Source organism: Enterobacter sp. WCHEn090032, from assembly GCF_003986875.1.
Lineage (GTDB): Bacteria > Pseudomonadota > Gammaproteobacteria > Enterobacterales > Enterobacteriaceae > Enterobacter > Enterobacter sichuanensis.
Genome location: NZ_RXRN01000010.1, coordinates 59432 through 81919 on the forward strand (window position 1 = coordinate 59432; position 22488 = coordinate 81919).

20 protein-coding genes are annotated in these 22488 nt (G+C 53.0%); 17 read left to right on the forward strand and 3 right to left on the reverse strand.

From position 1 onward, the window contains the following. The first annotated feature begins 280 nt into the window (after window positions 1-280). From ptsG to EKN83_RS10650, 9 genes are all read left to right on the forward strand, one after another. Complete coding sequence (gene ptsG, locus EKN83_RS10610; RefSeq protein WP_014831454.1) at window positions 281-1714, forward strand: PTS glucose transporter subunit IIBC; 1434 nt, start codon at window positions 281-283, stop codon at window positions 1712-1714. A 246-nt stretch (window positions 1715-1960) separates the two neighbouring features. After that, a complete protein-coding gene (gene hinT / locus EKN83_RS10615; RefSeq protein WP_006809243.1) occupies window positions 1961-2320 on the forward strand; it encodes a purine nucleoside phosphoramidase in 360 nt (119 codons plus the stop codon). 1 nt (window position 2321) lies between these two features. After that, window positions 2322-2696, forward strand: coding sequence for a YcfL family protein (locus EKN83_RS10620; RefSeq protein ID WP_025758145.1), 375 nt, complete (start codon window positions 2322-2324; stop codon window positions 2694-2696). 10 nt (window positions 2697-2706) lie between these two features. Next, window positions 2707-3354 (forward strand): penicillin-binding protein activator LpoB, encoded by a 648-nt coding sequence (gene lpoB, locus EKN83_RS10625; protein ID WP_025758146.1) that lies wholly within the window; start codon window positions 2707-2709, stop codon window positions 3352-3354. Then, window positions 3335-4159 (forward strand): thiamine kinase, encoded by an 825-nt coding sequence (thiK, locus tag EKN83_RS10630; protein WP_126800892.1) that lies wholly within the window; start codon window positions 3335-3337, stop codon window positions 4157-4159. The genes lpoB and thiK overlap by 20 nt, the downstream gene beginning before the upstream one ends. 11 nt (window positions 4160-4170) lie before the next feature. Then, the gene (gene nagZ / locus EKN83_RS10635) at window positions 4171-5196 is read left to right on the forward strand and encodes a beta-N-acetylhexosaminidase (protein WP_047959790.1); all 1026 of its coding nucleotides are present in this window, start codon (window positions 4171-4173) and stop codon (window positions 5194-5196) included. 34 nt (window positions 5197-5230) lie between these two features. Beyond that, window positions 5231-5773, forward strand: a complete 543-nt coding sequence (gene ycfP, locus EKN83_RS10640) for an alpha/beta hydrolase YcfP (protein WP_008500781.1) — start codon at window positions 5231-5233, stop codon at window positions 5771-5773. Between the two features lie 237 nt (window positions 5774-6010). Further along, window positions 6011-7315, forward strand: coding sequence for an NAD(P)/FAD-dependent oxidoreductase (locus EKN83_RS10645; RefSeq protein ID WP_025758149.1), 1305 nt, complete (start codon window positions 6011-6013; stop codon window positions 7313-7315). Window positions 7316-7508: 193 nt separating this feature from the next. After that, window positions 7509-8048, forward strand: a complete 540-nt coding sequence (locus tag EKN83_RS10650; protein ID WP_025758150.1) for a glycine zipper 2TM domain-containing protein — start codon at window positions 7509-7511, stop codon at window positions 8046-8048. Between the two features lie 62 nt (window positions 8049-8110). On the opposite strand, the gene comR is transcribed toward EKN83_RS10650, so the two are convergent. Further along, window positions 8111-8746 carry a TetR family copper-responsive transcriptional repressor ComR gene (gene comR / locus EKN83_RS10655; protein WP_025758151.1) on the reverse strand — a complete coding sequence of 212 codons (636 nt, stop codon included), beginning with the start codon at window positions 8744-8746 and terminating at the stop codon, window positions 8111-8113. Between the two features lie 244 nt (window positions 8747-8990). Here comR and bhsA point away from each other — a divergent pair, with 244 nt between their 5' ends. The 8 genes from bhsA (at window position 8991) to EKN83_RS10700 (ending at window position 17572) form a co-directional block, all read left to right on the forward strand. Continuing rightward, a complete protein-coding gene (bhsA, locus tag EKN83_RS10665) occupies window positions 8991-9248 on the forward strand; it encodes a multiple stress resistance protein BhsA (protein ID WP_025758152.1) in 258 nt (85 codons plus the stop codon). A 157-nt stretch (window positions 9249-9405) separates the two neighbouring features. Further along, window positions 9406-9714, forward strand: coding sequence for a hypothetical protein (locus EKN83_RS10670; protein WP_126800893.1), 309 nt, complete (start codon window positions 9406-9408; stop codon window positions 9712-9714). 198 nt (window positions 9715-9912) lie between these two features. Further along, window positions 9913-12423: a type VI secretion system Vgr family protein gene (locus EKN83_RS10675; protein ID WP_126800894.1), complete on the forward strand. Its 2511-nt coding sequence runs from the start codon at window positions 9913-9915 to the stop codon at window positions 12421-12423. Next, window positions 12423-14564, forward strand: a complete 2142-nt coding sequence (locus EKN83_RS10680; protein ID WP_126800895.1) for a DUF3274 domain-containing protein — start codon at window positions 12423-12425, stop codon at window positions 14562-14564. The genes EKN83_RS10675 and EKN83_RS10680 overlap by 1 nt, the downstream gene beginning before the upstream one ends. A gap of 3 nt (window positions 14565-14567) precedes the next feature. Beyond that, complete coding sequence (locus EKN83_RS10685) at window positions 14568-15266, forward strand: hypothetical protein (protein WP_126800896.1); 699 nt, start codon at window positions 14568-14570, stop codon at window positions 15264-15266. Further along, a complete protein-coding gene (locus EKN83_RS10690) occupies window positions 15263-15928 on the forward strand; it encodes a hypothetical protein (RefSeq protein WP_126800897.1) in 666 nt (221 codons plus the stop codon). Before EKN83_RS10685 ends, EKN83_RS10690 begins: the two co-directional genes overlap by 4 nt. Before the next feature lie 10 nt (window positions 15929-15938). Beyond that, complete coding sequence (locus EKN83_RS10695; RefSeq protein ID WP_126800898.1) at window positions 15939-16196, forward strand: PAAR domain-containing protein; 258 nt, start codon at window positions 15939-15941, stop codon at window positions 16194-16196. Beyond that, the gene (locus tag EKN83_RS10700; protein ID WP_126800899.1) at window positions 16196-17572 is read left to right on the forward strand and encodes a hypothetical protein; all 1377 of its coding nucleotides are present in this window, start codon (window positions 16196-16198) and stop codon (window positions 17570-17572) included. The genes EKN83_RS10695 and EKN83_RS10700 overlap by 1 nt, the downstream gene beginning before the upstream one ends. Before the next feature lie 314 nt (window positions 17573-17886). On the opposite strand, the gene EKN83_RS10705 is transcribed toward EKN83_RS10700, so the two are convergent. Both EKN83_RS10705 and mfd read right to left on the reverse strand, forming a co-directional pair. Next, window positions 17887-18855 (reverse strand): L,D-transpeptidase family protein, encoded by a 969-nt coding sequence (locus EKN83_RS10705; RefSeq protein WP_148110457.1) that lies wholly within the window; start codon window positions 18853-18855, stop codon window positions 17887-17889. A 142-nt stretch (window positions 18856-18997) separates the two neighbouring features. After that, window positions 18998-22444 carry a transcription-repair coupling factor gene (mfd, locus tag EKN83_RS10710; RefSeq protein ID WP_095449538.1) on the reverse strand — a complete coding sequence of 1149 codons (3447 nt, stop codon included), beginning with the start codon at window positions 22442-22444 and terminating at the stop codon, window positions 18998-19000. Window positions 22445-22488: the final 44 nt, after the last annotated feature.

Genomic DNA, 22488 nt, shown 5'->3' on the forward strand with positions numbered 1-22488 from the left:
GGCTCGTAATTAATAAATAAAACGAGTAAAGTTCACCGCCTCATTTGGGGCGGTGAGGGTGTTTTTAGACACATCCGGACATGCTTTTTGTAAATAACTGAAAGTTTTTCGACCGCCTTAAGCTGAAACGTGATAGCCGTCAAACAAACTCAGAGGGAATTATTTTACTCTGTGTAATAAATAAAGGGCGCTTAGATGTCCTGTCCACGGCACGGTACTCCCCCCGGGCCAATGCGTGAAAGCGTAAAAAAAGCACAAATACTCAGGAGCACTCTCAATTATGTTTAAGAATGCATTTGCTAACCTGCAAAAGGTCGGTAAATCGCTGATGCTGCCAGTATCCGTACTGCCTATCGCAGGTATCCTGCTGGGTGTCGGTTCTGCTAACTTCAGCTGGCTGCCAGCCGTAGTTTCCCACGTGATGGCCGAAGCAGGCGGTTCTGTCTTTGCTAACATGCCACTGATCTTCGCGATCGGTGTGGCTCTGGGCTTCACCAACAACGACGGCGTATCTGCGCTGGCTGCAGTGGTGGCTTACGGCATCATGGTGAAAACCATGGCTGTGGTTGCGCCGCTGGTTCTGCATTTACCGGCAGAAGAGATTGCCGCGAAACACCTGGCGGACACCGGTGTTCTGGGCGGTATCATCTCCGGTGCGATTGCAGCGTATATGTTTAACCGCTTCTATCGCATCAAGCTGCCTGAGTATCTGGGCTTCTTCGCGGGCAAGCGTTTCGTTCCGATCATTTCTGGTCTGGCAGCGATTTTCACTGGCGTGATCCTGTCCTTCATCTGGCCACCCATCGGTTCCGCTATCCAGACCTTCTCTCAGTGGGCTGCTTACCAGAACCCGGTTGTGGCGTTTGGTATCTACGGCTTCATCGAGCGTTGCCTGGTGCCATTCGGTCTGCACCACATCTGGAACGTTCCATTCCAGATGCAGATTGGTGAATTCACCAATGCCGCAGGCCAGGTGTTCCACGGCGATATTCCACGTTACATGGCGGGCGACCCAACTGCAGGTAAACTGTCTGGTGGCTTCCTGTTCAAAATGTACGGCCTGCCAGCAGCGGCAATCGCTATCTGGCACTCTGCTAAACCAGAGAACCGTGCAAAAGTGGGCGGTATCATGATCTCCGCAGCGCTGACCTCGTTCCTGACCGGTATCACCGAGCCGATCGAGTTCTCCTTCATGTTCGTTGCGCCGATCCTGTACGTGATTCACGCGATTCTGGCAGGTCTGGCATTCCCAATCTGTATCCTGCTGGGTATGCGTGACGGTACGTCCTTCTCTCACGGTCTGATCGACTTCATCGTTCTGTCCGGTAACAGCAGCAAACTGTGGCTGTTCCCAATCGTGGGTGCGTGCTACGCCGTTGTGTACTACACCATCTTCCGTGTGCTGATCAAAGCACTGGACCTGAAAACCCCAGGCCGTGAAGATGCGACAGAAGACAGCAAAGCGGGTGCAACCAGCGAAATGGCACCAGCACTGGTTGCCGCGTTCGGCGGTAAAGAGAATATCACTAACCTGGACGCGTGCATCACTCGTCTGCGTGTGAGCGTGGCCGACGTCGCGAAAGTAGACCAGCCGGGTCTGAAAAAACTGGGCGCAGCCGGTGTGGTTGTTGCAGGTTCCGGTGTACAGGCAATCTTCGGTACCAAATCCGATAACCTGAAAACCGAAATGGATGAGTACATCCGCAACAGCTAAGTTGTGACCTGGGGAGACTAAGGCAGCCGAATGGCTGCCTTTTTTATTTCTGTCTTAAAAAAACGCACCCGCGCGCTTTACCGGTCACTCTTCGTTCAGCTGATGAACATTCAGGAAAGAAATCGGGGGAGGAGGTTGAAAGGACAGGAGAAACTCGCTCATACTCTTGAATTGTGTCACGCACTCAATCAGAGCGTGTGTTAACAGCGATTGCTCGCGCCAGATTAAACAAAAAAGGAAAAGGTCATGGCTGAAGAAACGATTTTCAGTAAAATTATCCGTCGCGAAATTCCGTCGGATATCGTCTATCAGGATGAACTGGTGACGGCTTTCCGGGACATTTCCCCTCAGGCACCGACGCACATCCTTATCATTCCTAATATTCTGATTCCGACCGTAAACGACGTAAAAACCGAGCACGAAGTGGCGTTAGGTCGTATGCTGACGGTGGCCGCGAAAATCGCTGAACAGGAAGGCATTGCTGAAGACGGTTATCGTCTGATCATGAACTGCAACCGTCATGGCGGCCAGGAAGTTTATCATATTCATATGCATCTGCTGGGTGGACGTCCTCTGGGGCCGATGCTGGCACACAAAGGTCTTTGACATGTTTAAAGGGCGTATTGCAGCGCTGATAATGACGATGACGATTGTGGGGTGCAGTTCACGCCCGGCGATCCCCGTGAATGATGAGCAGACGCTGGTGATGGAATCCTCTGTGCTTGCTGCGGGCATTACCGCGCAACAACCCGCGCTGACCATCAGTGAAATCAACTCGTCTGCCTCCTCTACGCTCTTTAATGAAAGACATGAACCAGTAACGGTTCACTACCGTTTTTTCTGGTATGACGCAAGAGGTCTTGAAATGCACCCGCTGGAGGCGGCGCGCAGCGTTACCCTTCCGGCAAGGTCGTCGGTAACGCTCTATGGCAGCGCCAACTATCTGGGTGCGCATAAAGTGAGACTTTATCTTTATCTCTGAGGGGTGAACCTTGATTAAAAATGTGAGCCGTTATGCGCTCGTGACCGCTTTTGCCCTGTTCCTGGCAGGGTGTGTGACCCGTACTGAACAACCGGCGCCTGTGGAAGAGGCTAAACCGGGCACGGAACAGCCAACGCAGCCAACGCAGCCGCAGCCAACCGTGCCGTCTGTACCGTCTATTCCGGCGCAGCCAGGGCCAATTGAACATCCGGACCAGACGTCGCAGCCCACGCCGCGCGTGCGCCATTACGACTGGAACGGGGCAATGCAGCCGATGGTGGGCAAAATGCTGCAGGCACAGGGTGTGACCGCAGGTAGCGTGTTGTTGGTTGATAGCGTGAACAACCGTACCAACGGTTCTCTGAACGCGGGCGAAGCGACAGAAACCCTGCGCAATGCGCTGGCAAACAACGGTAAGTTTACGCTGGTCTCCGCCCAGCAGCTCGCGGTAGCCAAACAGCAGCTTGGCCTGTCGCCACAGGACAGCCTCGGCACACGTAGCAAGGCAATCGGTATTGCCCGTAACGTGGGCGCACAGTATGTGCTGTACTCTAACGCCACCGGCAACGTGAACACGCCAGCCCTGCAGATGCAGCTGATGCTGGTTCAGACAGGCGAAATTATCTGGTCAGGTAAAGGTGCGGTTACGCAACAATGACAGCACGCGTGACGAGATCCTGACACGCTATTTTCCGCAGTATCGCCTTATCGCGCCGCAGGCCCACTCCGGGCTTGGCGGCGCGAGTTGCATTATTGCGCAGGGTGATCAACGCCTGGTCCTGCGGCAAAATCACGATCCTTTCGCGCCTGCCTCCCATTTTCGTCGTCAGTTTCGTGCCCTGAGACGTTTTCCGTCAGATCTGGTGCCCGCGCCCCGTTTTTTCAGACAGGGATGGATGGCCGTTGAGTATCTGGAAGGCGAGGTTAAAAGCGCGCTGCCGGACACGCCGCAGCTTGCGGCGATGCTGTATCATTTGCACCAGCAACCCCGTCTGGGATGGCGAATCACGTTATTTCCCTTGCTCGAACATTACTGGCAGCAAGCCCTGCCGGAGAGACGCAGCCCGGCGTGGCTGGCACAGCTCAAACGGCTGCGTAAAACGGGCGAGCCACAGCCGATTCGGCTCTCGCCGTTGCACATGGATGTTCATCCCGGAAATATTGTGCATACACCGGCGGGGATACGGCTGATCGACTGGGAATATGCCGGAGATGGCGATGTGGCGCTGGAGCTGGCGGCGGTCTGGACGGAAAGCGACGCCGCGCGGCAGGCGCTCATCAGGGACTACGCCAGGCTGGCACAGATTGACGTCGACGCGCTGAAGCGTCAGGTCAGACGCTGGCGACCCTGGGTCGTCATATTAATGGCCGGCTGGTTTGAAATGCGCTACCAGCAGTCCAGAGACAAACATTTTATTGCGCTGGCAGACGATGCCTGGCGTCAGTTACAAACTAAAGGATAAGAGAGGTGGATGTGGGTCCAGTCATGTTGGATGTAGAAGGGTTTGAGCTGGATGCGGAGGAGCGTGAAATTCTGGCGCATCCGCTGGTGGGGGGCCTGATCCTGTTTACCCGCAACTATCACGATCCGGCTCAGTTGCGTGAGCTGGTGCGTCAGATCCGCGCCGCATCGCGCAACCATCTGGTGGTGGCCGTGGATCAGGAAGGCGGACGCGTGCAGCGTTTTCGCGAAGGGTTTACCCGTCTGCCGGCGGCTCAGTCTTTTGCCGCACTGCTCGGTACGGAAGAGGGCGGGAGACTGGCGCAGGAGGCCGGCTGGCTGATGGCCAGCGAGATGATTGCCATGGATATCGACATCAGTTTTGCCCCGGTACTGGACGTGGGGCATATCAGCGCCGCCATTGGCGAGCGTTCATACCATGAAGATCCGCGTGTTGCGCTGGCAATGGCAACCCGCTTCATCGACGGCATGCACGCTGCAGGGATGAAAACCACCGGGAAACACTTCCCGGGCCACGGGGCGGTAACGGCGGATTCCCACAAAGAGACCCCGCGCGATCCGCGCCCGGAAGCGGAAATTCGCGCCAAAGACATGTCGGTGTTCCGTTCGCTTATCACCGATAACAAGCTGGACGCCATCATGCCGGCGCACGTGATTTACAGTGACGTTGATCCGCGTCCTGCCAGCGGCTCTCCGCACTGGCTGAAAACCGTTTTGCGCCAGGAGCTGGGCTTCAATGGCGTGATCTTCTCTGACGATTTATCGATGGAAGGGGCGGCGATCATGGGCAGCTATGCTGAACGCGGTCAGGCCTCGCTGGATGCAGGTTGCGATATGATCCTGGTCTGCAATAATCGTAAAGGTGCGGTTAGCGTGCTGGATAACCTGTCGCCGATCAATGCAGAGCGTGTTACACAATTGTATCATAAAGGTTCATTTAGCCGTCAGGAGCTGATGGATTCGGCGCGCTGGAAGACGGTCAACGCCCGGCTTGAAGACCTGAATGAGCGCTGGCAGGCACATAAAGCCAGCCTGTAAACCCTCCCGGAAGGCGTAGCATGGTGAGAAGACGATGATCATCTATTTACACGGTTTTGACTCAAACAGTCCTGGTAATCATGAGAAGGTGCTGCAGCTGCAGTTTATCGATCCGGATGTACGGTTGATCAGCTACAGCACGCGCCATCCGAAGCATGATATGCAGCATCTGCTTAAAGAAGTGGACAAGATGCTGCAGCTTAACGTCGACGATCGTCCGTTGATCTGTGGCGTAGGGCTGGGCGGCTACTGGGCAGAGCGGATTGGCTTCCTGTGCGACATCCGCCAGGTGGTATTTAATCCTAACCTTTTCCCGAACGAGAACATGGAAGGCAAGATTGACCGCCCGGAAGAGTATGTCGATATTGCGACCAAATGCGTCAGCAATTTTCGGGAGAAAAACCGTGACCGCTGCCTGGTGATCCTGTCGCGTAACGATGAGGCACTCAACAGCCACCGGGCTGCAGAACTGCTGCATCATTACTATGAGATCGTCTGGGACGAAGAACAGACCCACAAGTTTAAGAACATCTCGCCACACCTGCAGCGTATCAAAGCGTTTAAAACGCTGGGTTAAGCCCCGTCAGCAGATCCAGAAGCCCGGACGCGAAAGCGTACCGGGCTTTCTTTTTGACCAGAATTGTCTAATTTTAAGCCATCAAAACTTGATGCATATCAATTTTGGTATGACCAATGCGCCTGACGTGTTATTCTCAATTCACCTGAATGGTTTCAGTGCTGTAACCTGTTGTTAATTAAGGGTTATTTTTATAACTTTTAATTAACAATTGGTTAATAATTTGAGGGGGTCACGTTGACTACGCCATTGAAAAAGATAGTGATTGTAGGCGGTGGTGCTGGCGGGCTGGAGCTGGCGACACAGCTGGGCAAGAAGCTGGGTCGCGGTAAAAAAGCCAAAATTACGCTGGTGGATCGTAACCACAGTCACCTGTGGAAACCGTTGCTGCACGAAGTGGCGACCGGCTCTCTGGATGAGGGTGTGGACGCACTGAGCTATCTGGCACACGCGCGCAACCATCACTTCCAGTTCCAGCTGGGATCGGTGGTGGACATCAACCGTGAAAGCAAAACCATTACTCTGGCAGAGCTGCGTGATGAAAAAGGGGAGCTGCTGGTCCCGGAGCGCAAGCTGGCGTATGACACGCTGGTTATGGCGCTGGGCAGTACCTCTAACGATTTCAACACGCCTGGCGTGAAAGAGCACTGTATCTTCCTTGATAACCCGCACCAGGCGCGTCGTTTCCATCAGGAAATGCTGAACCTGTTCCTGAAGTACACCAGTAATCTGGGAGCGAACGGCAAGGTGAATATCGCCATTGTCGGCGGCGGTGCGACGGGCGTTGAGCTGTCTGCTGAGCTGCACAATGCGGTGAAGCAGCTGCACAGCTACGGCTATAAAGGGTTAACCAACGAAGCGCTGAACGTGACGCTGGTTGAAGCGGGTGAACGCATTCTGCCTGCGCTGCCACCGCGTATTTCCGGCGCGGCGCACAATGAACTGACCAAACTGGGCGTGCGGGTGCTGACACAGACCATGGTGACCAGCGCTGACGAAGGCGGTCTGCACACCAAAGACGGCGAGTACATCAAAGCGGATCTGATGGTCTGGGCGGCAGGTATCAAAGCTCCTGACTTCATGAAAGATATTGGTGGCCTGGAAACGAACCGCATTAACCAGCTGGTGACGGAGCCGACGCTGCAAACCACCCGCGACCCTGACATCTTTGCTATTGGTGACTGCGCTTCCTGCGCGCGTCCTGAAGGTGGCTTCGTGCCGCCGCGTGCTCAGGCCGCTCACCAGATGGCAAGCCTCGTGCTGCACAACATCCTGGCGCAGACCAAAGGTAAGCCAATGAAAGCGTATGTCTATAAAGACCACGGTTCGCTGGTATCGCTGTCCAACTTCTCAACCGTCGGCAGCCTGATGGGTAACCTGATGCGTGGCTCGATGATGGTAGAAGGGCGCATTGCCCGCTTCGTGTATATCTCCCTGTACCGTATGCACCAGATTGCGCTGCATGGCTACTTCAAAACCGGACTGATGATGCTGGTGGGCCGCATCAACCGCGTGATCCGTCCGCGTCTCAAGCTGCACTAATCTTTCACTCCCTCCGGGCTCTCCGGAGGGAGTTTTTAGCATTTCATGCTGCAGATCACAGTTTGAGTGCTTAAGAGTTCTCCTAAATCGACGCTCCCCCCTCGTAGTGCCGCTTTTTTGATCCTTTATCTGATTGGCGAGGTCGTGCCTCCATTGCAAAATTGTTACCAATAGCAACAAAGGAGGAAGTCCCGTGAATAAATCAATGTTGGCGGGTATAGGGATTGGTGTTGCGGCTGCGTTAGGTGTGGCTGCCGTTGCCAGTCTCAACGTATTAGATCGCGGCCCGCAGTATGCTCAGGTGGTTTCTGCTACGCCGATTAAAGAAACCGTAAAAACTCCTCGTCAGGAGTGCCGTAACGTCTCGGTAACTCACCGTCGTCCGGTACAGGATGAAAACCGTATTGCCGGTTCTGTTCTGGGAGCGGTAGCGGGTGGCGTGATTGGTCACCAGTTTGGCGGTGGTCGGGGCAGGGATGTGGCGACCGTGGTCGGCGCGCTGGGTGGTGGCTATGCCGGTAACCAGGTGCAGGGCGCGATGCAGGATAACGATACCTACACCACCACTCAGCAGCGCTGCAAAACCGTCTATGACAAGTCGGAGAAAATGCTGGGTTATGACGTGACGTATAAAATTGGCGATCAGCAGGGCAAAATCCGCATGGATAAAGATCCCGGCACGCAAATCCCACTGGATGGAAATGGCCAGCTGGTTCTGAATAACAAAGTGTAAAAAATAGATGTTCTCTGAATTTAGCTCCTCATGCGCTAAGGCTGAGGAGCTTTTTTTTTGCATCAGAGTTTGAGGAGCTCAGGCCACAGTCGCAGCGTGGTGTCGCTGATAGTCTGAAGTTTTTCCAGCGAGGCCCCTTCACGGGCGCTGATCGACATCCCCTGCAAAATACAGCTCAGGTATTGCGCCAGCACCTGAGGGTTACAGTGCGCCGGGATTTCACCGCGCTGCTGACGCTGAGCCAGAAACGCGCTGAGCGTCTCCTCCTGCATGGCGTGACGCGATTTCACCGTATTGGCGATCTCTTTTGACGACGCCGCAAGGGTGGCAGAGGTGTTAATCATAAAGCAGCCCGCAGGCGTGTCTTTACTGGTAAAACAGGTTGCGACGGCGGTGAAGTAATCCCGCAGAGCCTGTTCAACGCTTTTTTCTTCACAAAAAAGCTGGGCTTCGTGCTTCGCCGCAAAGCGCGAAATGTACCTGTCCAGCACTGCCCTGAACAGCCCCTCTTTATTGGTAAATTCAGCATACAGCGTCGGCGCTTTGGCTCCGGTGGCTTCCACCAGATCGGAAAGCGAGGTCGCTTCATACCCATGTTGCCAGAAGAGAGTCATGGCCTTATCAAGCGCTGCATCCCTGTCAAACACTTTTGGTCGGCCACGGCTTTTCTTCGCACAACTCGTGACATCGGTTGTCATGTGCCGTTGGTCCTCTGTTGGTTTGTTGAATAACCATTATAAAAATAAACGCAAGCCACCACCAGCGCTGAATGCTTAAAAATAAATTAATCATATGCGTATGAAAATTAACGACTTTAAAAATAACTTAACGCTCATTATAAAATTATGTTGACGCGTGAGCTGGATCACATTTATGATTTACCTATCGATCGTTAACTAAATGGCTAACGACCTCCAAATTCATCTGCAAAAGGTAAAGATCATGAAAAACGTAAAAACTCTCATCGCTGCCGCTGTTCTGAGCTCACTCTCTTTCGCCAGCTTTGCTGCTGTTGAAGTGCAATCCACCCCTGCCGATCAGCATAAAGTCGGGACTATCTCAGCATCTGCCGGGACTAACCTGGGTTCTCTGGAAGATCAGCTGGCGCAAAAAGCGGAAGAAATGGGTGCGAAATCTTTCCGTATCACCTCTGTGACCGGTCCTAACACTCTGCACGGCACAGCTGTTATCTACAAATAAGCTGGGCATAAACCCTCATTTATGCCACTGCAATAAAAAACGCCCTGCACATGTGCAGTAATGCCGATCGTTTAAGAACACTTCAACGATCCTGCCAGTAGGAGACAATCCGGGTTCAGCCCCTCTGAACCCGGATTTTTTTTCGTCTGAACACGATATGGACTTCGTTGCGGATGCTTTCCCGTCCGAACTGAATACCTTTTCCCGCTCTCTGCCTTCTCCTGCGAACCCGGAATACCGGGACGGATTTTATCCTCACAGACTGGTGGCAGGTAAAATCCCGCTTACGGAAACTGCCATATATTATTATCAGGCGGCGAACCGGTTTACTATTTATTGCTGTTCGCCAGGGAAGACCGGTTTATATCAGGAAAAAGGGCCGAATAACCCTTCAGCGGCGGTTCCTGAATATCTGATGATGCTTTCACAGGTAAAACGCATCGTCCATATAGTTGTTACCGTCTGAATTGTTATATACGGGGCGGGTATTATTCCTGGTCTTTTTTTATTTATGGTGTGAATATTTTTGTTTTATTTATCTTTAAACTGAATGATGTTTATTTTGTAACATTCTGTGATGTGTTACGGAATGGCATTTTATTCAATGGCCTGTGGGCGTATTGTTTTTTAATAAACAGTCATTCTTGAACAGGGATATTTGACGATGACAGGACTGTCAGGCATTGTTCAGCAACAGGATACGTTAAACCGTTATTTACTGTATTTTCCACGAGGCAAATCTGTTTTACCGGATGTTCACTCTTTTACCGGGGAAGAAGAACTCAGTAAGCCCTATCGTTACACCATCCGCTTTACCAGCCCGGCATCAAACATTGCAGTCAATGATGTCCTCAATCAGAGGGCGGAATTTATTCTGCGTGCCCCGAATCCGAAAGCTGGCTGGCACAATCAGGAGCCCTGGCTGCCGGTGCGCCAGATTAACGGGGTGATCACGTCGTTTGCCCGTCTGAAGTCATCTGCCGATGAAGCCCTTTATGAGTGTGTGCTGGAGCATGATCTGGCGCTGCTGGACCGGAATTACCGCTCGGCCGTGTACATGGATGTAACCGTACCCGAGCTCGTCACTCAGCTGATGAAGGAGAGCAGGCAGTTTGAAGGCTACAACATTGATTTTGACCAGCTGAGTCGCAGCTATCCCCGAAGGGAAATGGTCATTCAGTGGAAGGAAACCGATCTCCAGTTTATCCGCCGTCTGCTGGCTGAGATCGGGATCTGGTTTCGCTTTGAAAACCACGACAAGGTACAGGGCGAAACGGTGGTCATCTTTGGTGACGGTGGCCGCCGCTATGTCTTCAGCGATAAGAAGCTGCCGTACGTTCGCCATTCCGGCATGACCAGCCATGAAGAATACATTACAGAGCTCGAAGAACAATACGAACTCATTCCCGAAAACGTGCTGGTGCGTACGTATAACTACCGCAATCCATCTTCGCCACAGGCGGATAAAACCATTTTCGATAATGATATTCCCGACGGGATAACCCGCGGCAAACAGTATCACTATGCCGATCATTATCTGGAGGACGGCGATTTTTACGGTGAAGAGGCGGAAACAGCGACGTTCTGCGCACGCCTGCGCTATGAGCGCCTGCTGAACAAACAGAGTGTGCTGGGAGGGACAACCAGTGACCCCGCACTGTTGCCGGGTGTGATGTTCCACCCGACAGGGGATATTCCTGACGGGTTTAAACACGGTTTTCTTGTCACCACAATGACGCTTTCCGGCAGTCGTGCACAGCACTACCGCGCCATCCTGAAGGGGATCCCTTATCTGAACAGCTACAGCTATCGTCCGGAATATCTGCCGCGACCGGTGATTGCCGGTACGGTACCCGGTCGCGTGGCGGCCATCAAACGGGATCACACTTATGCCGGAGTCGATGCCCGGGGCCGATACCGCGTGAAGTTTGATTTTGACCTCGACGAGAAACGTGACGGTTTTGAAAGTGCGCTGATGCGTCTGGGCAGACCGTACGGCGGGGATGTGTTTGGTTTTCATTTCCCGCTGCTGGACGGCACAGAAGTGGCTGTAGCCTTTGAAGGCGGCGATCCGGACCGGCCGTTTATTGCGCATGTCATGCATGACGGCAAACACCCTGATCTGGTTACAAACCGCAACGACACCCGCAACGTGATCCGCACTGCTGCTTCAAACAAAATCCGCCTGGAGGACCGCCGCGGTCAGGAGCATATCAAGATTTCCACGGAGTACGGCAAAAGTCAGGTCAGTGCCGGACACCTCGTTGACGCAGAGGGAAAGCAGCGCGGTGAAGGTGTTGAAGCGCGTACTGACAATCACATGGCGCTCCGTGCCGCGAAAGGGGTAATGATCACCACGGAGGCGCAACCGCGTGCTGCGGGTAAGCAACTGGATATGACAGCCGCCATTGCGCAGCTGGAAAAAGCATTGTCGCTGGCGATGACGCTGCAACAAAGCGCACTGACAGCCGGGGGCAGTAATGTGGAAACCGATCAGCAAAGTCAACTGAGCCAGACACTGACTAACCTTACCGGCGCAGGCCTGCTGACCTATGCCGACAAAGGTCAGGCGCACGTCACGCCGGACAGTCTGCAACTGTCTGCCGGGAAAGATGTGATTGTTACGGCGGGTCAGGATACCAGCGTAAACGTGGTGAAAAAGTTCTCGCTGGCCGTGGGGGAAAAACTCTCGATGTTTGTCCGCAAGCTCGGTATTCAGATGGTTGCCGGGGCCGGGGATATCACGACGCAGGCCCAGCGCGGTGCCCTGCATATGCTCTCGCAGAAGGATTTCACGATGGCGAGTACCGACGGGCAGCTGAACGGCAGCGCCAGACAGGGCATACAGCTGGTCTGTGGCGGTGGCGGAATACGCGTCAGTCCGGACGGGCTGGTTACCATCTTCTCGCCGACGGGAATCGAACTGAAAGGACCCAGTCTGAAGTATGACGGCCCGGAAAGCGCACAGGTCACGGTCCCGCCGTTCAATCAGGGCGCATTTAAACTCCGCTACCAGCTGCACGCCGGAGACGACCCGGAGCAAATTCTCGCGAACCAAAAATTCCGGCTGACCAGTTCGGCCGGGAAAGTGCTTGAAGGCGTGACGGACAGCAACGGCCATTCAGCGTTACTCGATGCCGATGATCTGGACACCTGCAAAATGGAGTTACTGTAATGACGGAAGCCAGACAAAGCCCGTATGCCCCACGGGTCATATCAGAAGGGGATATCCCGGTACACAAAGATTTGGGGGAAGTGGCTCAGACCCGTCGCGTTGGCGTGCCGCGTCCGATGCCGGGGATCGTGATTCTGGTCCACGGGGTGAATGACGTGGGTGAGGCGTACCAGAATCAGGAGAAAGGCATTCTTGCGGGACTGAGTAAGCGTCTTAATCGTCAGGATTTTTACGCGCATGAGTGGGGGGAGTACAGAATTGCGCACCCCGGTCGTTCGCCCGTTATCCCGTTTTACTGGGGGTACAAGCCGGTCACTCATGCTGATTACGTTGCAGACCAGAAGCGGTACCGGGAAGAGGTTTACAAGCAGGGAGACAATGCGCACCTGCCGTTTGATGCTTATCAGGAGGATAACGAGAAGAACAAAGCGGCACTGGGTAACGACGGCAAAGGTGCATTTAAGTACCAGAACGATAATTTCAAAAACGCCCTCGATACGAATTTTGCCAAAGGTGGAGGGACGTTTGCTAATGCGACAACCAACATTCCCGATATGCTGGGGCCAGGAGCCGGAGGTATTGGCGTGGCAGCGGCGGGATTTGCATCACTGTATATGAACGACGGGGATTACACTCACCCCATTTATGAAAACCCGCACCGAATCTATCAGTTTTTTGCCGCGCAACGACTGGCGGATCTGATTCTGCAAATAAGAACGGAACCACAGACCACGAAGGATGTTATTAACGTGGTAGCGCACAGCCAGGGCACCATTATCACTATGCTGGCAAATATGCTGGTGAAGCAGGCGGGATATGACCCGGTTAACTGCGTGATACTGAACCATTCCCCTTATTCACTGGAGTCCCGCGTGGCTGAAAATATTCAGCCCGGATACCAACAGACGGATGCTGCCAGGCAGAAGACATTCAAAAATTTCTGTAGCCTGATGCATACGCAGTGGAAAGGGGGAGGAATATTAGACGAGGATGAATTACTCGCCCTTGAAGCCTCCTGTACGCTGCGCAAACCTTCTGATAATCCGTTGCGGGCTGATGATCGCTATGGACGTAACAATAACGGTAAAGTGTATAACTACTTCTGTCCAAATGATGGCGTTGTATCGCTGGAAAATGTACAGGGATTTGGCTGGCGTGGGATCCCTCAGAAAATTGCAGATGCCATTCCTAACCTGTTCCAGCGGGTTTTTTATCAGCACGGCGAAGTAGGAAAAGCACCTGACACTAAACCCTTTGAGTTGCCACAACGAAAAGAGGGGGATGCAAAATATGCGTTTCTCCCGAATGCCAGTTACCGCGCCCATGACGTAGTGGTAAACGGTGAAGAATTGCCGGAGCCCTTTATTTTTAAACTACAGGGTCAGGAAAACCATCCGGATAATGACCCTAAAACGAGTGACAAACCGTATACGTATTATATCGACCCGGATAGCCCGGATGCCTGCATATCCTATTCAGCTAAAGCCAGTGCCATTAAGCGCACGGATTCTGCGATGTATATGCTTAACAGTTATCAGCGTATTAGCTGGAAGCCAGGACATGTTTTAACACCAGATGAGCTGAATATGGAAAGCCTTGACCGGGGGCATACCGTTATTCACGGGGAAGTTACGGGTTCTAAAGATTATCCTGTGTTGTCCATTACCTGGATGAAAACCCGTGAAGAACTTGAAAAAGAATGGAAAAAATCTGACCCGGTAAGCTACAGCCAGCATTCGTCAATTGTTATGAGCGAGTTCGCGCCGTCGCACGCGATGGCGTTCGACCTGGCAATTGGTCAGTGTAAGTCGTTTGACTACAAAGCCGGTAAATTCTGGGAAAGCCTGTTACATCGTGCCGACTGGCGTGATCCGCAGAATGGCTTCCCGGCCGCAAAAAGATATTACCAATCAGGCCAGTTACCAATATCACCAACAAAAGATTTTATGAATAAACCGGAGGATGTGCTGCCGAAGGGCGATTTTGGTGTGGAAAATGATTATGCCGGTGTTCGGCCTCGCTCGCGTAATCTGATGGATATTGAGACGGGAACTGTCAGGCCTGGAGATTTCCAGGAAATAAAGCTGCTGCAATGGGAAATGCCGAAGCCTAAAAGCGACAGCCAGTTGGCTAAAGGATAAGACATGAAAGGACTATGTGTAGGAGTTATTACTATTTTCGTTTTATTTGCGGCAGCTTGTAAGGCTTCAGAACCGCCTACGCAAGTAGTTTATCGTTTTGATGATCACCGCTATCTGGAACTGAAAGGCTGGGATTGCGAAGGAGAGCTTTGGTACACCGATACGCAAAGGGCTATCCATTCTCAAGTTTATTTACAGTTTTATAGGATCTTCACCCGTAAATTTATTCATCCCTCAGAAAAATATATGTCTATCCCTATTTGGGGGGCTGATGGCTTTAGGGTATCAAAGGATTATGGTCGAACATGGAAACTTGCACAATTTGCACCAGGGGAAAATGAACCTAACGGCGATGATTACGCGCCTTATGAGGACGTTCTTTCTTTCACCGTCGTCAACGATCAGGGGTTTTTACAGACCAAACACAGGCTGTATATGTCATCCAAACCATTTGAAGATCATCGTGTATTAGCTGGTGGTCCGGGGATTCCCTATAAGCTGGATGATGGAACAGAGCAAGTATTGGAGGCTCGCTCACCTGGTTGGGCTTGGGGGATGGTCTACATGACTAAACAGCTATTGGAACATAGTACGCAGCAGTATAAGACAAACTGGCAGGGCTTACCCAACAAGGTTCCGGACGTGAGGGGTTATACTGGCTGGGACCATATGCGCTGTAATATGGATGCGGGGCGAAAGTGATGAATTTTTTAAGAAATGTTTTGATCGTTTTTTCTGTTTTTAATTTAACAGGCTGCCTTACAATTAGTTTATCAAATACTATTAAAGATAGTAAATATTACACTGAGGAATCACTATTCGATACTGTAACTGATGTTTATGTTAGCAAAGACTCATCATATAGTATTCAGTTGAGTGGAATGAATAGTTCTTTTTTGGTACTTGATGGTTCCGCTGGATTAAAAACACTTCTTTCCTCATCATTGATGAATGTCAATGATTTATCATTAAAACAGAATGGTAAGTTCAGTCTGTATAAAGATAGCGATTATACAAAGATTTATGCGAAAATTAATGTTCTTTATTCATTCTCAAATACAGATGAGGGTGGGGATAATGAGTTGCTTTCTAAAGTGAAATGTCAACCAAATGCGTTAAAAGAATGTGTTTTTGAAATTAGTGATTTAATGGGTGATTATAATCAAAAACCAGTTAAAGTTGAAGGGAAAAATGTCATTCATTTACAAATCCCGCTAGTGTTAAACATGAAAAAATACACTGAGCATACGCCTCTCAGCTCTTATGCTTTAATGCTTCTTTATCCTGTCACTGTTATAGTTGATGTGGTGACTATTCCTGTTCAAATTTTTTTTATTCCATTCGGAATCGGTGGTGGTAAATAAGGATATAACTATGAAAAGCGTAATTAGACTGAATGACCCGCTGGTGAGCGGTGGAAAAGTGATTAAAGCGTCCGGCGCGGACTTTATGGGAAAACCTGTGGCCCTTAAAGACGATCTGGTGACGTGCCCTGAGCATAAAGGAACGTTCCCTATCAACGAATGCCATCTGACATGGACGATGAACGGCCGTGGCGTGGTCGTGGATGGCTGTAAAGCGGCGTGCGGCTGTGCCATTCGCTCCACACTCCCCACTGCGGGGGCTGTGTGATGAACTGGTGGCTTTACCCTAAGCAGAACGAATTTAAACATGACTTTCCCGCTATGGGTGTGTGTGTTGTCTATGTGCTCGTGGTGATTGTTTGTATTGGTATCCGGGCTGTCACCTGGCCGGGTAATAATCATGTTGATTTAAGTTTCTTTATTGATGCCGTGGTAATACCTGTCGCTGCAGTAACCTTTTTAGTACAGGCGTTCTGTATGGCGTATAACGCGAACAGACACTACATAGAAACGCGCTTATTGATTGCGGCACGGCAGGAATACAAGGTTGTCAGCTATGCCAGGAGTAACATCATCCTGGCTGGCTGGTCGATACTGACCCCGCCAAAGGCAACAAAGGAACTGGCACTGAACATGCTGAAACTGGAGGGGGAGTTTCCGCTGGCCGCCAAAATGCCGTTGAAAATTGAACTGGATAAATCATTCGATTTCACCCGGGCCGGGCAGGCTATTATCCACGTCCTGGAGCCGATGGTGGAAAAACTCTCTCGGTACAGGCAGATAGAAGCGCTTGTATGGGTGCGGGGTGGGGACGAATCCTGTAGCGATGAACTCCGGCGTGTGCTTGAACGTTCTGGGATCTCGACCAAAAAAATCACATTTTTACCTGAATGCCCGGACTATACGTTAGTCACAGAGTGGATAAAACAGACGAACGGCTACGTCGTTGAACGCCTGCTTATCTGTGTAGATTTGCATTCTGAAGAAGGGGAATGCAAGTGGATGGAGAATGCTACCGCGCTTCTCCTGACGAATTACTACGTTAAAACGGCAGGAGAAAAACCTGTTTATCTTTATCAACCCATGACGGGGGTTACTGACGTAGAAAGAGCGGTACCTGTTTATCTGCGTGCGGAGGCTGTCAGCAAACCCAAACAGATCTGGTATACCGGTTTATCGCGCACAGAGAAGTATCCGCTGCTGGAAGTGCTGGACGAAAAAAAAGTCGTACCGGATCGACTGGAACTTGAAATGTCGCTCGGTGAGCATTCTGCAGGGTATTTGTGGCTGGCGCTGGCGCTGGCATCAGATGCCGTGACGTATGCACAGGGCGACCAGTTTGTGGCGGCATCACAACAGAAAAAGTTTTCTATAACGGCGGTATCATCCAGATTAACCCATCAGCCCGATTATCCGGAGGAAAAAATGTACACGCCACCGTGGTCTTCCGCCGGAATATCAGGAATGATGTTATTTTTCGCTGTGATATTAACTATGTGTAGCTTCAGCGATAACGAGGGTAAAGATATTTCTGGCTGGTTCCTGGTTATTCTGTTCGTAATATGTACTGGATTGTTTACGGCTGCAGGGGTATTTATCACCTGGCTACAGGGTGATAAGGCTTACCAGCACATGGGGATGTAATAATGGATGAACTAATTGCTCTCATTTTACCTTATAAAGCTGTATTTTACAGAAATCGACCATTTATATATTTCGATACGTATCCCTTCCCGACGAAAATACTATATTAATGTGTCGCGCTGAAAAATTTCACAGATTAAGTTTAAGCAGCAGCTCGTTGCCACCTCCTGCGACCCCGGGATATCCTGCCAGAAAAAAGAAAGCACCGACGATACAATCGTTCGGTGCTTTATGTACCGCCTGAATATCCGTTCAGCTTTACGTCACGCTAGCCTTAAATGAACGGACACGTGCAGGGCGTTTTTCTTTCTGCATTACAGCGGCTGCTGGACGACATCGTGATGCCGGGTGACATCGGTCGGCATTCCTGAGCGGGCCTCCATGGCGCGCTCCATGACGGTCCCATCAGTGTTCGCATTGGTTTTAAAGTTCACCATAGCAGCATTCAGGTTGATGGGCAGCGTCTGCGGATCGTCGCCAATGTTTTTCGACAGCGGCTGGTGAATTTCAACCAGCCGCACGCCGCCTGGCTCCTCAGAAACTTTGATCGGCGTGTTGATGATATTCACTTTGGTTCCCGGCGTAACGACGTTAAACAGCGTTTTGATGTCGTCATCGCGCAGACGAATACAGCCGGAGCTGACGCGCATGCCGATGCCAAAGTCCGCATTGGTGCCATGCAGCAGATAGACGCCACCGTAGGCCGCCAGGCGGATGGCATGGTGCCCCATCGGGTTATCCGGGCCTGCCGGCACCACGGCGGGAAGATCGATACCCTGTGCTTTATAGCGGGCACGAATGTTGGCCGTCGGGGTCCAGGTGGGGTTCGCACGTTTATCCGAGACGGTGGTGACCATCGTCGGCGTCAGGGTGTCGCCGCCCAGCTGGCCAATCCCGATAGGGTAGACGGTCACTTCCTTTTTGCCCGGTGGATAATAATAGAGACGTAACTCCGCCAGGTTTATCACGATCCCCTCCCGCGGGGCATCCGGCAGCAGAGTTTGTAACGGGATGGTCAGTACGCTGCCCGCGCGCGGGACGTAAGGGTCAACGCCCGGATTGGCCTGCAGCAGCGCCAGAAAACCAACGTTATATTTTTTGGCAATCGCTTCCAGGGAACCACCGTTGTTTTCAACCACATGAAAGCGATTTTCCCCGACCACCTTGCTGCCAGGAGGGGGAAGGGGCCAGGTGTTTGCCCGGGCGGGAAGGGCCACCGCGACGGTGGCTGCCAGCGCAAACAAGGTTATCCAGCGAGTCATACGCATAGAGATCATTACCATAGTCCATATAAATGATAAGGTTATTGTTTTATAACGGGTTAACGATAATTATGGCGAATGGGTGTGTCGGGAAGATCGGGTGAAGTGCAAAGAGTTTGTAAATTGTCCCCCCGTAACAGGACGTTAACGGGGGGAAGGGGCGTCAGGCGATCGCGTTCTCTTCCAGCTGGCGCATAAAATTACGCACCCAGTCCATCCGGGTTTTGCGCTCCGTCAGCTCCTGGGTAAATCTCAGACGTGTCGGGCCATCCAGGCGGAAATGCTGCGGCTGTTTTTGCAGCAGACCGATCAGCCACATCGGGTTAACGTGGTTCTTCTCGGCGAATTCAATCACGCCGCCTTTTTCGTTGCCTTCAAGCTTCCGAATGCCCAGCTTCTGTGCCTGTTGACGCAGGCGCGCGATATCCAGCAGATTTCTCGCCGCATCGGGCAGCAGGCCAAAGCGGTCAATCAGCTCCACCTTAATCTCTTCCAGCTCGTTTTCCGTCTTCGCACTGGCGATGCGCTTATAGAACGACAGACGGGTATTCACATCCGGAATGAAATCGTCCGGCAGCAGGGAAGGCATACGCAACTCGACCTCGGTCTGCTGGCTGGTGAGATCCTCCAGCGACGGCTCGCGTCCGGCCTTCAGGGCATCAACCGCGTTCTCCAGCAGCTCCATATAGAGCGAGAAGCCGATGGTCTCCATGGAGCCACTCTGGTCTTCCCCCAGCAGTTCACCGGCACCGCGGATCTCCAGATCGTGCGTGGCCAGCGCAAAGCCTGCCCCAAGATCTTCCAGCGAGGCGATGGCTTCCAGGCGCTTTTGCGCGTCGGTGGTCATCGCTTTCGGGTGCGGGGTCAGCAGCCAGGCGTAAGCCTGGTGGTGCGAACGTCCGACGCGGCCGCGCAGCTGGTGGAGCTGCGCCAGACCGAAGTGATCCGCGCGCTCGATAATAATCGTGTTTGCTGTCGGAATGTCGATCCCGGTTTCAATGATGGTGGTACACACCAGCACGTTAAAGCGCTGGTGGTGGAAGTCGTTCATCACCCGCTCCAGCTCGCGCTCGCGCATCTGCCCGTGACCGATGGCAATGCGCGCTTCCGGTACCAGCTCCGCCAGCCGGTCTGCCGCTTTCTGGATATTTTCCACGTCGTTGTAGAGGTAGTAGACCTGTCCCCCGCGAAGCACTTCACGCAGAATGGCCTCACGCACCACCAGATTATCGTACTCACGGACAAAGGTTTTTACCGCCAGACGGCGCGCAGGCGGCGTGGCGATAATCGACAGATCGCGCATGCCGCTCATCGCCATATTGAGCGTACGTGGAATAGGCGTCGCGGTCAGGGTCAGGATATCGACGTCGGCGCGCATCGCCTTGATCCGCTCTTTATGACGCACCCCGAAGCGGTGCTCTTCGTCGACGATCAGCAGCCCCAGATCTTTCCACTTCACGTCGCTTTGCAGCAGCTTGTGGGTGCCAATCAGAATGTCGATCTTACCCTCGCTTGCCTGTTCCAGAATCTGCGTCTGCTCTTTGGTACTGCGAAAACGCGACAGCATCTCGATGCGTACCGGCCAGTTGGCGAAGCGGTCGCGGAAGTTGTCAAAGTGCTGCTGGGCGAGCAGGGTGGTTGGCACCAGTACCGCCACCTGCTTGTTATTTTCGACCGCAAGGAAGGCGGCACGCATTGCCACTTCGGTTTTGCCGAAGCCGACGTCGCCGCACACCAGCCGATCCATTGCCAGCGGCTGGCACATATCGCTCAGCACGGCGTTAATGGCCTGTGCCTGATCCGGCGTGGTTTCAAACGGGAAACTGTCGCAGAACAGCTGATACTGCTCTTTATCATGCTTAAAGGCGAAGCCCTCTTTGGCCGCGCGTTGCGCGTAGATGTCCAGCAACTCGGCTGCCACATCGCGTACTTTTTCCGCCGCTTTCTGGCGCGCGCGCGCCCAGGCGTCACCGCCCAGCTTATGCAGCGGCGCATTCTCCTCGGCCCCCCCCGCATAGCGGCTGATCAGATGCAGGGAAGAGACCGGGACATAGAGTTTGGCGTCGTTAGCGTAGGTCAGCATCAGGTATTCACCTTTGATACCGCCCGCTTCCAGCGTCGTCATTCCCTGGTAACGACCCACGCCGTGTTCAAGGTGAACAATCGGCTGGCCCGGATGCAGCTCGGCCAGGTTGCGGATCAGCGTGTCCGGATTGATGGTCCGACGGCTGTCCTGGCGGCGACGCGCGACGCGTTCGCCCAGCAGGTCGCTTTCGCAAATCAGTGCCAGGTTGTTGAGCGTATCAATAAATCCATGCTCGGCGGCGCCGATCATCAGGTAACGACCGTTTCCGGTCGCCTCGCTCAGACGCAGGATGCGCTTTGGCGCCACTTTAATGCGCCCCAGCAGCTCACCGAGCGCTTCACGGCGGCCCTCACTCTCTACGGAAAACACCACCGGGCCGGTAAAGGATTCCAGGAACTTGCGCAGATTTTCCAGCGGAGATTTCTGCTGTGCCTGAACGGCCAGATCCGGCAGCGCCTGGAAGGCGAGGTTGGTGTTGGCGGCCTTATCGGCAAGCGAGTCGGTCTTTAGCTGCACTCGCGGCCAGCGCTTCAGCTCGGCGTTGAGCTCATCAGTACGCAGCCACAGCGCTTCCGGCGGCAGAAGCGGGCGCATCGGGTCAACGCCGCGGTTTTCAAAGCGGGCGCGGGTTTCGCTTTCAAAGCGGCTCGCGCTGGCGTCGATATCGCCGGTGTTCACAATCAGCGTATTCGCCGGGAAGTAGCTGAACAGGGACGGCAGCGGCTCGTTAAAGAACAGCGGCTGCCAGTATTCGATGCCGGCAGGCAACGTGCCTTTGCTGACCTGCTGGTAAATGTGTTCGGCGTCTCGCTTCACCTCGAATTTATCGCGCCACTGGCTACGGAACAGTTCGATGGCGGTTTTGTCCGTTGGGAACTCATGTGCGGGCAATAAATTAATGGACTCGACCTCCTCCAGCGTGCGCTGGGTGTCGGCGTCGAATACCCGCAGACTGTCGATTTCATCATCGAAGAAGTCGAGACGATACGGCTGGTCGCTGCCCATCGGATAGAGGTCAAGCAACGCGCCGCGGGTCGCGTATTCCCCGTGCTCCATCACCTGATCGACATGGCGATAACCGGCGCCGTCAAGCTGCGCGCGCAGGGCATCACGGGACAGGCGCTGGCCTTTTTTCATCACCAGCGCATGACCATGCAGATAGCTGTGCGGACAGACGCGCTGCATCAGGGTGTTCACCGGCACAATCAGCACACCGCGCTGCATGGTCGGCAGCTGATAGAGCGTCGACAGGCGCGAGGAGATGATCTCCTGATGCGGAGAGAAGCTGTCATACGGCAGCGTTTCCCAGTCGGCCAGGCTGAACACCAGGTTATCGGTGAACTGGCGAATTTCGTCGTGCAGGCGCAGGGCGTTTTGCATATCCGGGGCAACCAGGATCACCGGGCCAGGATGGCGCTCAGCGATTTCTGCCACCAGCGTGGCGCACGCCGCGCCCGTGAGTTCACCCAGCTGGCGCTGGTCGCCCGCTTTGACAGGTAAGGAATAACGATAGTGTTCAGGCATGGCTTTGTCAGAGTCTCTTATGGATATACCAACAGTATTGGGGC